The 13,389-nt window shown below is 62.2% G+C and carries 14 protein-coding genes and 1 pseudogene; 10 read left to right on the top strand and 5 right to left on the bottom strand.

The window, feature by feature from the left end; all coding sequences use genetic code 11:
* The first annotated feature begins 85 nt into the window (after positions 1–85).
* Positions 86–841, top strand: coding sequence for an alpha/beta fold hydrolase (locus tag EGO55_RS01355; protein WP_021689189.1), 756 nt, complete (start codon positions 86–88; stop codon positions 839–841).
* A gap of 112 nt (positions 842–953) precedes the next feature.
* On the opposite strand, the gene rplI is transcribed toward EGO55_RS01355, so the two are convergent.
* The 3 genes from rplI to rpsF are packed head-to-tail and all read right to left on the bottom strand — an operon-like array spanning position 954 to position 2,159.
* Positions 954–1,556, bottom strand: a complete 603-nt coding sequence (gene rplI / locus EGO55_RS01350) for a 50S ribosomal protein L9 (RefSeq protein WP_021689188.1) — start codon at positions 1,554–1,556, stop codon at positions 954–956.
* A gap of 13 nt (positions 1,557–1,569) precedes the next feature.
* A complete protein-coding gene (gene rpsR / locus EGO55_RS01345; protein ID WP_021689187.1) occupies positions 1,570–1,794 on the bottom strand; it encodes a 30S ribosomal protein S18 in 225 nt (74 codons plus the stop codon).
* Positions 1,794–2,159, bottom strand: coding sequence for a 30S ribosomal protein S6 (rpsF, locus tag EGO55_RS01340; protein ID WP_021689186.1), 366 nt, complete (start codon positions 2,157–2,159; stop codon positions 1,794–1,796). Before rpsF ends, rpsR begins: the two co-directional genes overlap by 1 nt.
* A gap of 256 nt (positions 2,160–2,415) precedes the next feature.
* Between rpsF and modA the strand changes: the two genes are divergently transcribed.
* From modA to EGO55_RS01320, 4 genes and pseudogenes are all read left to right on the top strand, one after another.
* Positions 2,416–3,213 (top strand): molybdate ABC transporter substrate-binding protein, encoded by a 798-nt coding sequence (modA, locus tag EGO55_RS01335; RefSeq protein WP_040715021.1) that lies wholly within the window; start codon positions 2,416–2,418, stop codon positions 3,211–3,213.
* Positions 3,213–3,911 carry a molybdate ABC transporter permease subunit gene (gene modB, locus EGO55_RS01330; protein WP_021689184.1) on the top strand — a complete coding sequence of 233 codons (699 nt, stop codon included), beginning with the start codon at positions 3,213–3,215 and terminating at the stop codon, positions 3,909–3,911. Before modA ends, modB begins: the two co-directional genes overlap by 1 nt.
* A gap of 70 nt (positions 3,912–3,981) precedes the next feature.
* A pseudogene (locus EGO55_RS01325) lies at positions 3,982–4,524 on the top strand (ATP-binding cassette domain-containing protein); the annotation flags it as partial.
* A 13-nt stretch (positions 4,525–4,537) separates the two neighbouring features.
* Entirely contained in the window at positions 4,538–5,941 is a 1,404-nt protein-coding gene (locus tag EGO55_RS01320; RefSeq protein ID WP_021689182.1) for an alginate export family protein, read from the top strand.
* Positions 5,942–5,947: 6 nt separating this feature from the next.
* Here EGO55_RS01320 and EGO55_RS01315 read toward each other — a convergent pair whose 3' ends face one another.
* On the bottom strand, positions 5,948–7,369 hold the full coding sequence (locus tag EGO55_RS01315; RefSeq protein WP_021689181.1) for a glutamate ligase domain-containing protein: 1,422 nt from the start codon (positions 7,367–7,369) through the stop codon (positions 5,948–5,950).
* Positions 7,370–7,421: 52 nt separating this feature from the next.
* Here EGO55_RS01315 and EGO55_RS01310 point away from each other — a divergent pair, with 52 nt between their 5' ends.
* The 5 genes from EGO55_RS01310 to dnaN all read left to right on the top strand — a co-directional run bounded on the left by EGO55_RS01310 (position 7,422) and on the right by dnaN (position 11,864).
* Positions 7,422–8,249 (top strand): LD-carboxypeptidase, encoded by an 828-nt coding sequence (locus EGO55_RS01310; protein ID WP_021689180.1) that lies wholly within the window; start codon positions 7,422–7,424, stop codon positions 8,247–8,249.
* A gap of 25 nt (positions 8,250–8,274) precedes the next feature.
* On the top strand, positions 8,275–9,213 hold the full coding sequence (gene fabD / locus EGO55_RS01305) for an ACP S-malonyltransferase (RefSeq protein WP_021689179.1): 939 nt from the start codon (positions 8,275–8,277) through the stop codon (positions 9,211–9,213).
* Positions 9,210–9,800 (top strand): hypothetical protein, encoded by a 591-nt coding sequence (locus EGO55_RS01300; RefSeq protein ID WP_021689178.1) that lies wholly within the window; start codon positions 9,210–9,212, stop codon positions 9,798–9,800. Before fabD ends, EGO55_RS01300 begins: the two co-directional genes overlap by 4 nt.
* Positions 9,801–9,812: 12 nt before the next feature.
* Positions 9,813–10,565: a 3-oxoacyl-[acyl-carrier-protein] reductase gene (fabG, locus tag EGO55_RS01295; protein WP_021689177.1), complete on the top strand. Its 753-nt coding sequence runs from the start codon at positions 9,813–9,815 to the stop codon at positions 10,563–10,565.
* Positions 10,566–10,745: 180 nt separating this feature from the next.
* A complete protein-coding gene (dnaN, locus tag EGO55_RS01290; protein ID WP_021689176.1) occupies positions 10,746–11,864 on the top strand; it encodes a DNA polymerase III subunit beta in 1,119 nt (372 codons plus the stop codon).
* A gap of 97 nt (positions 11,865–11,961) precedes the next feature.
* On the opposite strand, the gene EGO55_RS01285 is transcribed toward dnaN, so the two are convergent.
* The gene (locus tag EGO55_RS01285; RefSeq protein ID WP_021689175.1) at positions 11,962–13,278 is read right to left on the bottom strand and encodes an FAD-dependent oxidoreductase; all 1,317 of its coding nucleotides are present in this window, start codon (positions 13,276–13,278) and stop codon (positions 11,962–11,964) included.
* Positions 13,279–13,389 lie beyond the last annotated feature (111 nt).

The raw sequence follows: 13,389 nt of genomic DNA, 5'->3' as shown, positions 1-13,389 counted from the left end.
CACTTTTTTGCTTTCGGTGTCAGCGCGGTTTATCGGGGGCCATCCGGCAGAGAATGGCCGCAATCGATTGCGCAGAAAGGCACGCATGAGCGAATTGACCCAGGACTATGCCGTGGCGCGTGACGGTACGCAGCTTGCCCTGCATCGCATCGGGGCGGGGCGGCCGCTGGTGTTGCTGCACGGGCTGTTTTCCAATGCCGATACCAACTGGATACGGTTCGGCCATGCGCGGGTTCTGGCCGATGCCGGGTTCGACGTGATCATGCCCGATTTGCGCGCGCATGGACAAAGCGGGGCGCCGCACGGCGCGGCAGCCTATCCGCGCGATGTGCTGGTGCGCGATGTGGAAGATGTGATTGCCCACTGTGCGCTGGCCGATTTCGATCTGGCCGGGTTCTCTCTGGGCGCGCGGACTGCAGCTGCGGCGGTGATCGCCGGGGTCGCCCCGCGGCGGCTGGTTCTGGCGGGTATGGGGCTGCAGGGCCTGTCCGGCTGGCATCGGCGCGCGGCGTTCTTCATCGATGCGATCGACCGGTTCGATTCGGTCAAACGCGGGGATGATGCCTGGTTCGCCGTACAATTCATGAAATCGACCAAGGTCGACCGCGTGGCTGCGCGCCTGTTGCTGCAATCGGTGGGTGATGTGGCACAGGGCGATCTGGCGCGGATCACCGTGCCGACGCTGGTGGTGGCGGGCGACAAGGACCGCGATAACGGTGATCCCGAGGCTCTGGCAGAGGTCTTGCCCGATGCTCGGTTCGTGGAAATTTCGGGCACGCATATGAGTTCTGTGACCGATCCCGCGCTGGGGCGAACGATAGCGGAATTCCTGACTGCCTGATTGTCTTTGGGCTGATCGTTTTCGGCCCCGGCAGGCCAAGAAAAAACCCCCTTTCCGCTGGGGAAAGGGGGTTTTTGAATACCGGACCCGATGGGTCGGGAAAGCGTCAGCCTCAGGCTTCGCCGTCTTCCGAAGTCAGAAGATCTTCCGGAATTTCGCCGGGTTCCGCGTTCGGATCGACGGCTTCGGTGAAGCCTTCCGATTCGGCGCGATCGTCTTCGAACATCTGGGCCATGACGTCGACGCCCTGGCTCTGCAGTGCCGCTTCGTCATCCGAACGGGCAACGTTTGCCTTCACGATCACGGAAACTTCCGGGTGAAGCGCAACGCGCACGTCGAACATGCCGATGGTCTTGATCGGGCGTTCCAGAATGACCTGCGACTTGTTCACGTCGTGGCCCTGGGCGACCAGCGCATCGACGATGTCGCGCACGCTGACCGAACCGTAAAGCTGGCCCGAGTTCGACGAGGCGCGGATCAGCACCACTTCGGCGCCGGCCACCTTTTCGCCGCTCTTCTCGGCATCGACGCGACGTTCCGCGTTTTCCTTTTCCAGGCGGTCGCGGTTCGCTTCGAAGACCTTCTTGTTGGCTTCGTTGGCGCGGAGCGCCTTCTTGAGGGGCAGAAGGAAGTTACGGGCGTAACCGTCCTTTACGGTGACAACGTCACCGATCGTGCCCAGCTTCTCGATGCGTTCGAGCAGGATGATATCCATGGTCGCTCGCTCCTTACTTCACGATGTAGGGAAGCAGGCCGATCGTGCGCGCACGCTTGATAGCCTTCGAAAGTTCACGCTGCTTCTTGGCAGAAACGGCGGTGATGCGGCTCGGAACGATCTTGCCACGTTCGGACATGAAGCCCTGCAGCAGACGAACGTCCTTGTAATCGATCTTCGGCGCGTTCTTCGCGGAGAACGGGCAGCTCTTGCGGCGGCGGAAGAAGGGGCGGGCCATCAGTTTTCTCCATCCCGGTCGCGGCTGCGGCGACGTTCGCGATCGTTCTTGCGCATCATGACGGACGGGCCGTTTTCATGTTCGTCAACGCGGACGGTCATGTAACGGATGATGTCTTCGTTGATGCGGTTCTGGCGTTCCAGTTCCTCGATCACGGCGCCCGAAGCTTCGATGTTCAGCAGGACGAAGTGCGCCTTGCGGTTACGGTCGATCTTGTAGGCGAGGTTCTTGAGGCCCCAGGTTTCGGTCTTGGTGACCTTGCCTTCGCCCTGTTCGACAATCTCGGTGGCTGCGGCTGCCAATGCATCGACCTGAGCCTGGCTCAGATCCTGGCGCGCAAGAAGAACATGCTCATAAAGCGGCATGTGCGCAATCCTTTCAATCTACACCGATCGCTGGCTGATCCGCGCCCATCGCGGGAGCCCCTCCGGCTTTCTTCGTTTCCCGGCGGCTGGCAAAGCTTTGCCTGACAACAGGGAAGCGCGGCCCATAACGGTTTCTGGCGTGATTGCAAGGCAAGAGAATCGCAGGGCACGATGCGGCACTGTGTTGCGCGCCGTGCAGACATCGCCCCTGCAAGCAGACTCTACGCATTTATGTTTTCATGTATATAGCTCCTCCATGATCAGAGCGCGTTCTTCTGTCTTGGTGGCTTTTCTCGCAGCCTGCCTTGCCACGGTTTTGGCCGGATGTTCGCCCGCTGCGGAGACGGGGGCGAGCAAGGAAACCCCGCCTGTTGTTCTGGCAGCGGCGAGTTTGCAGGAATCGCTGGAGGCAGCGGCCCTGCAGTGGGCGGCGAAAGGGCATCCCAAACCGGTCCTGTCATTCGCGGCATCGTCGGCATTGGCGCGGCAGGTGGAAAATGGCGCACCCGCCGACATCTTTTTCTCCGCGGACGAGCAATGGATGGACGAACTGAACGGCAAGGGCCTGTTGCGCCCCGGGACGCGGGCGACTGTGCTGGGCAACAGCATCGTGCTGATTGCGCCGAAGACCAGTCTGGTCAACGCGCGTCTCGATGATCCTCGAGGCTTCGGCGCAGCACTGGGTGACGGGCGCCTCTCCATGGCCGATCCGGCCGCCGTGCCCGCCGGGAAATACGGGATGGCCGCCTTGAAAACGCTGGGCATCTGGCCTGTGGTGGAAAAGCGCGTGGCCCGGGCGGAAAATGTGCGCGCTGCGCTGGCGCTGGTTGAACGGGGGGAAGCTCCGTTGGGCATTGTCTATGCGACCGATGCCGCCGCTTCGGCCAAAGTGCGGGTTGTGGCCGTGTTCCCGCAGGACAGCCATCCGCCGATTCTCTATCCCGTGGCTGTCCTGAAGAATGCGACCAGTGCCGATGCGCAGGCGTTCCGGGATTTCCTCGCTTCCCCGGAAAGTCAGGGCATTTTCCGGAAGTACGGCTTTACCGCGCCGTAATGGCCCTGCTCAGCGCCGCCGAATGGGACGTGGTCGTGCTGTCTCTCAAAGTCAGCATGGTGGCGATGCTTGCCTCCCTGCCGATTGCCTATGCGCTGGCCTGGCTGCTGGCCCGCAAGCGCTTTCCCGGTCGGATGCTGCTGGATGCGGCGGTGCATCTTCCACTGGTCCTGCCACCGGTGGTGACAGGGTGGCTGCTGCTGATCCTGTTCGGGCGCAATGGCCCTGTCGGAAGCTGGCTGGAAGACTGGTTCGGGGTGACGCTGATGTTCCGGTGGACCGGGGCGGCACTGGCGGCAGCCGTCATGGCCTTGCCGCTGATGGTGCGCGCTATCCGCCTGTCGATCGAGGCGGTGGACCGCCGGTTGGAGCAGGCGGCGCGGACATTGGGGGCGGGCCCCATACGGGCCTTCGCCACAATCACGCTGCCGCTGACCTTGCCGGGCATTCTGGCAGGCGCGGTGCTCGGCTTCGCCCGGTCGATAGGGGAATTCGGGGCAACGATCACTTTCGTGTCCAATATCCCCGGGCAGACCCGCACGCTGCCGCTGGCGATCTACAGCGGGTTGCAGATTCCGGGCATGGACATGGAGGTGGCGCGACTGGCCGTGATTTCGGTGATTCTGTCGCTGGCGGCGCTGATGTTGTCGGAATGGCTGGTACGGCGTTCGGGCGGGGGGCGTGCGCATGTCCTTTGAGCTGAACCTGCGCCACCGGATCGGGGGTACACAGATCACATTCGATGCACAGACCGCCGTTCCGCTGATGGCGCTGGTCGGGCCTTCCGGCGCAGGCAAGACCACGGTGCTCAACATGATCGCAGGGCTGGTCAGGCCCGATCATGGGCGAATTGCCGTGGGCGGCCGCGTGCTGTTTGATAGCGCGACCGGGGTGAATTGCCCGCCCGATGCGCGTAGGGCGGGCTATGTGTTTCAGGATAACCGCCTGTTTCCGCATCTGCGGGTGGGGGCGAACCTCCGCTATGGCGAAAAGCTGGCGCCGCCCGATGCACGCTGGATCACGCAGCGAGAGGTTATCGCCTTTCTCGGCATTGCGCACCTTCTGGATCGCTGGCCCGCGAACCTGTCTGGCGGCGAAGCGCGGCGCGTGGCCATTGGCCGGGCGCTGCTGGCAGGCCCGCGCTTCCTGTTGATGGATGAACCTTTGACCTCGCTCGACCCGGCACGAGCGGAGGAAATCCTGCGGGTGGTGGAACGCATAAGGGATGAACTGGAACTCCCCGTGCTTTATGTCAGCCACGCTTCGGCGGAAGTTGCGCGGCTTACGGCTTGTATTTTGTCCCTACCCTGAGCAGGGGGGAAATATGACACGCGTTCTTACAGGTCTTGCAGCCGGGTTCTGCCTGCTGGCAGGTGCGCCGGCATGGGCGCAGGACAAGGCGTCAGACAAGAAGGCGCCAGAAAAGAAAGTCGGCGTTCTGCAACAGGCCATTGGCGATCCCGATGACCTGACCATAACCGGAACGCTGCGCATGCGCTACGAAACGCTGGCCAACCAGTTCCGGCCCGGACTGGATGAGAACAGCGACATTCTGGTGATCCGCGCGATTCTGGCCGCCCAGTACAAGGCCGGGCCAGTGCGCCTGGTGGGCGAACTGTTCGATGCCCGCGCCTATTCCACCGACCGCAACGGTTCTGCCGGAACGGGTGAGGTCAATGCCATGGAACTGGTGCAGGCCTATGTCGGGTTCGATCTCGACGATGCGCTGGGCAAAGGCAGCGCCACATCGCTGGACATCGGGCGCTTCACGATGGATCTGGGTTCGCGCCGGCTGGTATCGCGCAACAATTTCCGTAACACGGTCAACGCCTTTGCCGGTGCGCGCGTGCACTATCGCGGTGCGAACAAGGGTACGGTCACCGCGTTCTATACCCTGCCGTTGATGCGCGAGCCGACGGACAAGGAGGCGATCCTGCACAATGATGTGGAATGGGATCGCGAAAGTTTCGATCTCACGTTCTGGGGCGGCTTCACCAGCCAGCCACTGGGGGCAAGGACGACGCTGGAAGCCTATTTCTATGGGCTGGAAGAACGCGATTCCCCCGGGCGGCTCACACGCAATCGCCACCTCTATACGCCGGGTGTGCGCCTGTTCTCGCAGCCAGTGGCCGGGCGGTGGGACTATGAACTGGAAGGTGCCTACCAGTTCGGCAAGGTGCGGGATGGGGTCACGGAAACGGCGGAAAAGCGGGGCGTATCGGCCTATACGCTGCACGCGGAACTGGGATACCAGTTCGCATCCGACTGGTCGCCGCGCATCGCGCTGGAATACGATCGCGCCTCGGGTGATCGGCGGGGCGGGCGTTATGGCCGGTTCGACAATCTCTATGGTTCGCGCCGCTCCGATTTCGGGCCGACCAGCACGTTCGGGGCGCTGGGGCGGACCAATATCAGTTCACTGGGCGCGCGGCTGGAAGTTGCGCCTGACAAACGCTGGGACGGGTTCCTGCATTACAGCGCCAATTGGCTGGACAGCGCGAGCGACAGTTTCGCCACAACCGGCGTTCGCGATCCGGCCGGGCAATCGGGGCATTTTGCCGGGCATCAGATAGAGGCGCGGGCGCGTTACTGGCTGGTGCCCGATATGTTGCGCGTGGATATGGGCGGGGCGGTGCTGATCAATGGCCGGTTCCTGGACGATGCCCCCAATGCCAATGGCTTCGGCGATCCCGCCTTCGGTTATGTGGAACTGACCGCCAACTTCTGATCCCGTTCAGGCCAAATGCGCCAGTATCTCGCGGGCGAAGGTCGACAGGGTGTCATCGCGGGCCCCCATGATGACAATACGATCCCCCGGCTTGGCAATCGCGGTGATCATCGCGCCGCAGGCTTCGCGGTCGGGGACATATTCCGCCTTTCCGCCGAATTCCGCGATCAGGCGCGTGATCCGTTCGCTGCCTTCGCTGCGATCCACCGTGCCGCCGAAATAGACCGGATCGCACAGGATCGTAATATCGTCCGACCCCAGTTCTTCCGCGAACGTTTGCGCCAGTTCGTGCCCCATCTGGCGCAGCGGCCCATAGCCGTGCGGCTGGAAGAACGCGATCACCCGGCCGGGATGGCTTTTCAGTGTACGCAGCGTGGCGCGGCACTTTTCGGGGTTGTGACCGAAATCGTCGATCACGGTGATCCCGGATGCACTGGTGCCCACGATATCGAACCGCCGGGCAAGGCCGGAAAATCCGGCGATGGCTGCCACGGCATCGGCAACCGGAATGCCGGCGGCATGGGCGCCCGCAATCGCGGCCAGCGCGTTCGACAGGTTGTGGCGGCCCGGCACCTGCAGGGTCAGTGCGTGCCTGCTGCCGTCACGCCGGTCGATCAGGCGGGCGGAAATGCCGGTGGGGGTGTCCGCGATGCTGCCCGCTTCCACCCCGATGGTCGCGTCGGGATGGTCGATGCCATAAGTCACGGCATTCTGCGCATGCCCGGCCAGCGCGCGGCTTTCGGGATCGTCCCAGTTGATCGCCGATGTGCCAGCGGCGGCAAGAAAATTGCCGAACAGTTCACGCAGTTCTTCCATGCTCTTGTGATCGAGACTGACGTTGAGCAGCACGGCCACAGTGGGCCGGTAGAGCGCGATAGACCCATCGCTTTCATCGACTTCGGACACGAAAACCGCCCCTTTGCCGACGCGGGCGCTGGCGAAGGGGGTGTCGGCAGACACGAAGTTCTTCATCACCGCGCCGTTCATGATCGTGGGATCGCGGCCGACACTGTAGAGAATCCAGCCGAGCATCCCTGTCACCGTGGACTTGCCGCTGGTTCCGCCAATCGCGATAGAACAGGCCGCGCGGTTGAACAGGGTGGAGAGCAGATCGGCCCGGCTCATGCGCGGGCTGCCCAGTTCGCGGGCACGCACCATTTCGGGCACGGTATCCTCGACCGCCGCCGATGCGATCAGAGTCTGCGTGGCGCTGGTGATCCCGCTCCCGTCCTGGGGGAACAGCGCGATGCCCTGCTGTTCCAGCCAGGCGAACTTTTCGGGGGTGCGGCCCTGATCGCGGCTGCGGTCCGATCCGGCGATCTGCGCGCCCTGTCCGTGCAGGATCATCGCCAGCGGCAACATGCCGGAACCGCCGATGCCGCAAAAGAACCAGGGATGCGAAGTGAGATCGGCCAGATTGTCGTTCATAGCCTACCGGTATGCAGTTGTGCGAGACAACACAAGCTGGCTAGGAAACGGTATGACCCGGATAGCTGTCTGCGCACCTTCAACGCCGCTTACGCGGGACGACGCTGATCGCGTGCTGGATCTGGCCGCCGCTGCGCGGCCTGACGTGCATCTCGCCTTTCATGAACAGTGTTTTGCGGTGGACGGGCATTTTGCCGGACCGGACATCATGCGCCGGGAAGCGTTTGTGGAATGCGCGAACGATCCGGCTTTCGATGCGGTATGGTTCGCGCGCGGCGGTTATGGGGCGAACCGCATTGCGGCAGGGGTTGTGGAACGGCTGGACGACGCGGCACGACACAAGACCTATCTCGGGTATTCCGATGGCGGGTACTTGCTTGGCGCCCTGTACCGTGCGGGGATAGGGCACCCGGCGCACGGGCCGATGGTGGGCGATATCCGGCGCGACGGGGGCGAAGCCGCCGTGTTGCGGGCGCTGGCGTTCCTTGCGGGTGACCGGGATGGGCTGGAGCCATCGCTGGATGGCCGCCCGACCGTGGCGTTCAATCTGATGACGCTGGCCATGCTCTGCGGGACCGATCTGATGCCCGACCTTTCCGGCCATGTGGTATGCGTAGAGGAGGTTTCGGAATACCTCTATGCTGTGGACCGGCTGTTTTTCCACGCGACGGCGCATCTGGGCGATATCGCCGGGCTGCGGCTGGGCCGGGTCAGCGACATTCCGGAGAATGACCGCCCGTTCGGGGCGGACGCGGACTATATCGCGCGCGATTGGTGCGCGCGGCGCAATATCCCGTTTCTGGGTCTGGCGGATATCGGGCATGATCCTGCCAACAAGATTGTGCCTTTCGGGGTTGCGAGGGACGCTGCGCCGCAATAACCGCGCGCGGCAGAAGGAGTGAGATATGCGAGCGTTTGTATTTCCGGGGCAGGGCAGCCAGAAAGTCGGCATGGGCAAGGAACTCGCGGACGCGAGCGCGGTGGCCCGCGAAGTGTTCCAGGAAGTGGACGATGCGCTGTCGCAGAAACTCTCCACCCTGATGTTCGATGGCCCTGACGATCAGCTGACGCTGACGGAAAATGCCCAGCCCGCGATCATGGCCAATGCCATCGCCACGCTGCGCGTTCTGGAAAAGGAAGGCGGCCTTTCGATCGCGGACAAGGGCGATTTCGTCGCCGGGCACAGCCTTGGCGAATATACCGCGCTCTGCGCCGTGGGCGGATTTTCGCTGGCGGATACCGCCCGCTTGCTGAAACTGCGCGGGCAATCGATGCAGGCGGCGGTACCGGTCGGTGTAGGCGCGATGTGCGCACTGCTGGGGGCCGATGTGGACAAGGCGCAGGCGCTGGCCGATGCCGCTGCCGAAGGGCAGGTCTGCACGGTGGCGAATGACAACGATCCGACGCAAGTGGTGCTTTCCGGCCACCGCGAGGCGATTGAGCGCGCCGTGGCCCTGGTCAAGGAACACGGGATCAAGCGGGGCGTGCTCCTGCCCGTTTCCGCGCCGTTCCATTGCCCGCTGATGCAGCCAGCCGCCGATGCCATGGCCGAAGCGCTGGCCAAAGTGCCGGTGCAGGCCTTGCGCCTGCCGGTCTTCGCGAATGTGACCGCAGCCTTGGTCAGCGATCCTGCGGAAGAACAGCGCCTGCTGGTCGAACAGGTGTGCGGCCGCGTGCGCTGGCGTGAAAGTGTGATTGCGATGAAAGCGGCCGGTGCCGAACATTTCGTCGAACTGGGCGGCAAGGTTGTGGGTCCGATGATCGGGCGCACGGTCGATGAGGTCACTGTCGCCAGTGTGATCACCATGGCCGATATCGAAGCGCTGGCAAAGGAACTGGCATGATCGCAGGGCGGCGCCTTGCCACAGCCATGGGCATGGCCGTCTTGTCGTTCCTCGGGGCGGGGCAGGCGGTCGCCGCCACGGATATGAATTGCGTTGAGGCCTATGATGCAGCGCAAGTCATGGCGATCGACGATTTCGTCCGGGATTTCGATCTGGACGGGCTTGATGGGCGCGACCCGCCGGAAGCCTTGCTCGAGGTTTATTCGGCACGCGCGGGTGCCTGCGCCGATCAGCACAACTGGTCATCGGATGCGGTGCTTTATGCGGTGTTCTACCAGATCGGCAGGACGCTGGAGCGGGCCTTGCGTGCGCATGCACCGTTGAGCGAGGCGGATCTGGCGCGATTTGACCGCACGGTTGCCGGGGCGGATCAGAACCGGTTGTGGCCTATTCTGGAAAAGATGGTGGGCGGATCGGTGTTCGGCACGGAAACGGACGAACTCAGCGAATCGGACGAGATGTTTCTCGGGATGCTGATCCTCAGTTCGGGCATTCCGGCCAACGAGAAGAATAGCGGGTTTGCCGGCGCTTTGCTGGCTGCCCAGGCAATGCAACGGTACAGCAGCCAGCATTTTGGCAGCAAATAGTCGGGAGGAAATATGTTCGACCTAACAGGCATGACGGCACTGGTGACAGGTGCTGCTGGCGGTATCGGATCGTCCATCGCACGGGCGCTGGCCGCACAGGGCGCGCGCCTTGCGTTGTCGGGCTCCAACGCGGCGAAATTGCGCGCTTTTCGTGAGGAATTGAACGCCGAATATGGTCACGATCACGTTGAAATCACCTGCGATCTTTCGAATGTGACGCAAGTCGAGGAACTGATCCCGGCCACCGTCGATACGCTGGGCAAGCTGGATATTCTCGTCAACAATGCGGGGATCACGCGCGATAATCTCGCCATGCGGATGAAGGATGAGGAATGGGATGCGGTGATCCGCGTCAATCTTGAATCCACCTTCCGCCTGATGCGGGCCGCCGCGCGGCCGATGATGAAGGCCCGGTTTGGCCGGATCATCAACGTGACCAGCATTGTCGGGTCCACCGGCAATCCCGGGCAGATGAACTATTGCGCATCCAAGGGCGGCGTCACCGCCATGTCCAAGAGCCTGGCACAGGAACTGGCAAGCCGCGGTATTACCGTGAACTGCGTTGCGCCCGGGTTTATCCGTACCGCGATGACCGACGTCCTGCCCGATGCGCAGAAGGAAGCGCTGAACAGCAAGATTCCGATGGGCCGCATGGGCGAGGGCGAAGATATCGGCGCTGCGATATCTTTCCTTGCATCGAAGGAAGCGGGCTACATCACCGGCCAGACATTGCATGTGAACGGCGGGATGGCGATGCTGGGATGAGGCCCGGGGGTTGGCGGGCGTGAAAATGGCGGATTTCCAGAGTTTATCCCCAGATTCTCAAGCCAGTCCGCCAATCCTGCTTGCCGCGCGGGATGCTCGCGCTAGAGATTACAGGTGTAATTCCATGCGTCTGAACGGCGATTCCATTGCCGTGGGCGCACAACGGGGATCGGTAGAACGATGAAGGCCACGATCGAACGCGCAACACTCCTGCGTTGCCTGTCCCACGTCCAGTCGGTGGTCGAACGCCGCAATACCATACCTATCCTGTCCAACGTCCTGATCGAAGCGGCACCGGACGGCACGCTGCGCGTCATGGCCACCGACCTTGATCTGCAGGTGGTTGAAAGTCTGTCGGCGGTTTCGGTTGATCTGGCGGGCGCGATCACCGTTTCGGCGCACCTCCTGTTCGATATCGCACGCAAATTGCCCGATGGCAGCCAGGTCAGCCTGGAAGCGGCGGATAACCGCATGGTGGTGAAATCGGGGCGCAGCCGGTTCTCGCTGCCCACACTGCCGCGCGATGATTTCCCGGTTATCGTAGAAGGCGATCTGCCGACCACTTTCGAAATCTCGGCCAAGGCTCTGGCGGAACTGATCGATCGCACCCGTTTTGCCATTTCGACGGAAGAAACCCGTTATTATCTCAACGGTATTTTCCTGCATGTGGCGGAAGACGAACTGAAGGCGGCGGCAACCGATGGCCACCGTCTGGCACGTTTCACGATTGCCCGCCCCGATGGGGCCGAAGGGATGCCGGACGTGATCGTCCCGCGCAAGGCTGTGGCTGAACTGCGCAAGCTGCTCGAAGAAGCGCTCGACACCAATGTCGAAATCGACCTGTCGGCCAGCAAGATCCGGTTTACACTGGGCGGCGAAAATGGCGTGGTGCTGACCAGCAAGCTGATTGACGGGACATTCCCCGATTACACGCGCGTCATTCCCACGGGTAACGACAAACTGCTCAAGCTCGATCCGAAGAGCTTCTTCGAAGGGGTCGATCGCGTGGCTACCATCGCCACGGAGAAGACCCGCGCGGTGAAAATGGGGCTGGATCACGATAAGGTCACACTGTCGGTGACGTCGCCCGACAACGGCACCGCGGCAGAAGAAATCGCCGCCGATTACAGCGCCGAAGGGTTCGAGATCGGCTTTAACGCCAACTATCTCAAGGATATCCTCAGCCAGATCGATGGCGATACGGTGGAACTGCATCTTGCCGATGCCGGTGCGCCGACCCTGATCCGTCAGGATTCGAAGAGCCCGGCGCTCTATGTGCTGATGCCGATGCGCGTCTGAGGCGTTACGTCGCCAATTTCGATATCGTTTATTGCGATAGCGCAGATTTTAACGCCACCCCACCGGATATCGGTCGGGGTGGCGTTTTTGTTTGGGCCTAGCCGCGTGCGCGGATCATTTCGTCGACATGCACGAATTTTTCGCGCGGGGCGCCGTCGCGGGCGGCCTTTTCTTCCGCTTCTTCGATCTTCTTCCAGTCGCGGAATGTGATCACATCGAGATTGCGTGCCTCGGTCAGCTTGTCGAAGCCAGGGCGACCTTCCTTGCGCGTGCCGCCAAGCACGCCCGCTTCGTAATCTTCGGCAATCTTGTCGATGATCGCGAACCCATCGGGCTTGTTGGTGCCGATCGTGCCGGTCGGGCCCCGCCGGGCCCAGCCGACGCAGTACAATCCGGGCAGGATGCGCCCTTCATCGTTCGCGAAGCGGCCCGCCCGTTCATCGAATGGGACGCCCGGAATGGGGGATGTGCGATAACCGATGCAACTGACCAGCAGATCGCAGGGAATGGTTTCCACTTTGCCGGTGGAAACCAGTTTCCCGTCACGCAGCGCGGTTTCGGAGATTTCCAGACCTTCGACTTTGCCGTTGCCGATGATCCGTTCGGGCACGCCAAAGAACTGGAAGGCGACTTCCTTGCCATAATCCGCACGCGATCCTTCCGGAATGGCGGCAAAGCTGCGCAGATGTACCACGGATTTGCGTTGACCGGGTTCCAGCAGCGCATCTTCGCCTTCTTCGGGAAGATCACTGGGGCTAACGCGCGGGCAGGCATTCTCGAGCTTGCCCAGCTCGCCCAGTTCCTTGGGTGTCATGGCAATCTGGTGCGGACCTCGGCGCCCCAGGATCGTGATTTTTTCCAGCTTTGAATCCCGCAGCAGGTCCAGCGCATGCGCCACGATATCGCTGCCTTTGAATTCTTCATCGGTCTTGGAAAGAATGCGCGCCACATCGAGCGCGACATTGCCCATGCCGATGATCACGGCATTGCGCCCAGACAGGTCGGGATCGAGCGAGGCAAAATTGGGATGGCCGTTATACCATCCCACAAATGCGGCACTGCCAAACACGTTGGACAGTTCCTCGCCGGGGATGTCCAGCGGGCGATCGTTCGGCGCGCCCGTGGCGAATATCACCGCGTCGTAGAGCGACTGCAGCTCTTCCACGGTGACATCCTGCCCGATCGAAATATTCCCGACGAAACGGACATTATCCGACAGTGCGGTCTTCTCGTAACGTGCGGATACGGCCTTGATCGACTGGTGATCCGGCGCAACGCCGGTCCGGATCAGACCGTAGGGAACGGGAAGGCGGTCAAAAATGTCGATACGAACATCGTCACCCCACAATTTCTGGGCTGCCTCGGCCGTGTAGTAGCCTGCCGGGCCAGAGCCGATAATCGCTAGATGCCGCATTCAATGTCCTTCCCGCGTTTTTGCCTGTTTTGGTCTGCTGCGTCTTCTTCCCTATTTGGACGTGCCAGACAAGCTCTTGCGGCGGAAGATTGGCCAATTGTTACGCTTGCC

This window comes from Caenibius tardaugens NBRC 16725 (assembly GCF_003860345.1).
Taxonomy (GTDB): Bacteria; Pseudomonadota; Alphaproteobacteria; order Sphingomonadales; family Sphingomonadaceae; genus Caenibius; species Caenibius tardaugens.
Note: the sequence above shows the minus strand (reverse complement) of the source record. Positions and strands in the feature narration are given on the sequence as shown.

Excerpts from the sequence above, each read along its gene's own strand:
- EGO55_RS01320 (WP_021689182.1), top strand. The coding sequence starts at position 4,538 with ATGACACGCGTTCTTACAGGTCTTGCAGCCGGGTTCTGCCTGCTGGCA.
- rpsF (WP_021689186.1), bottom strand. The coding sequence starts at position 2,159 with ATGCCGCTTTATGAGCATGTTCTTCTTGCGCGCCAGGATCTGAGCCAG.
- fabD (WP_021689179.1), top strand. The coding sequence starts at position 8,275 with ATGCGAGCGTTTGTATTTCCGGGGCAGGGCAGCCAGAAAGTCGGCATG.
- EGO55_RS01355 (WP_021689189.1), top strand. The coding sequence starts at position 86 with ATGAGCGAATTGACCCAGGACTATGCCGTGGCGCGTGACGGTACGCAG.
- rplI (WP_021689188.1), bottom strand. The coding sequence starts at position 1,556 with ATGGATATCATCCTGCTCGAACGCATCGAGAAGCTGGGCACGATCGGT.
- EGO55_RS01310 (WP_021689180.1), top strand. The coding sequence starts at position 7,422 with ATGACCCGGATAGCTGTCTGCGCACCTTCAACGCCGCTTACGCGGGAC.
- fabG (WP_021689177.1), top strand. The coding sequence starts at position 9,813 with ATGTTCGACCTAACAGGCATGACGGCACTGGTGACAGGTGCTGCTGGC.
- dnaN (WP_021689176.1), top strand. The coding sequence starts at position 10,746 with ATGAAGGCCACGATCGAACGCGCAACACTCCTGCGTTGCCTGTCCCAC.
- modA (WP_040715021.1), top strand. The coding sequence starts at position 2,416 with ATGATCAGAGCGCGTTCTTCTGTCTTGGTGGCTTTTCTCGCAGCCTGC.
- EGO55_RS01285 (WP_021689175.1), bottom strand. The coding sequence starts at position 13,278 with ATGCGGCATCTAGCGATTATCGGCTCTGGCCCGGCAGGCTACTACACG.
- EGO55_RS01315 (WP_021689181.1), bottom strand. The coding sequence starts at position 7,369 with ATGAACGACAATCTGGCCGATCTCACTTCGCATCCCTGGTTCTTTTGC.
- modB (WP_021689184.1), top strand. The coding sequence starts at position 3,213 with ATGGCCCTGCTCAGCGCCGCCGAATGGGACGTGGTCGTGCTGTCTCTC.
- rpsR (WP_021689187.1), bottom strand. The coding sequence starts at position 1,794 with ATGGCCCGCCCCTTCTTCCGCCGCCGCAAGAGCTGCCCGTTCTCCGCG.
- EGO55_RS01300 (WP_021689178.1), top strand. The coding sequence starts at position 9,210 with ATGATCGCAGGGCGGCGCCTTGCCACAGCCATGGGCATGGCCGTCTTG.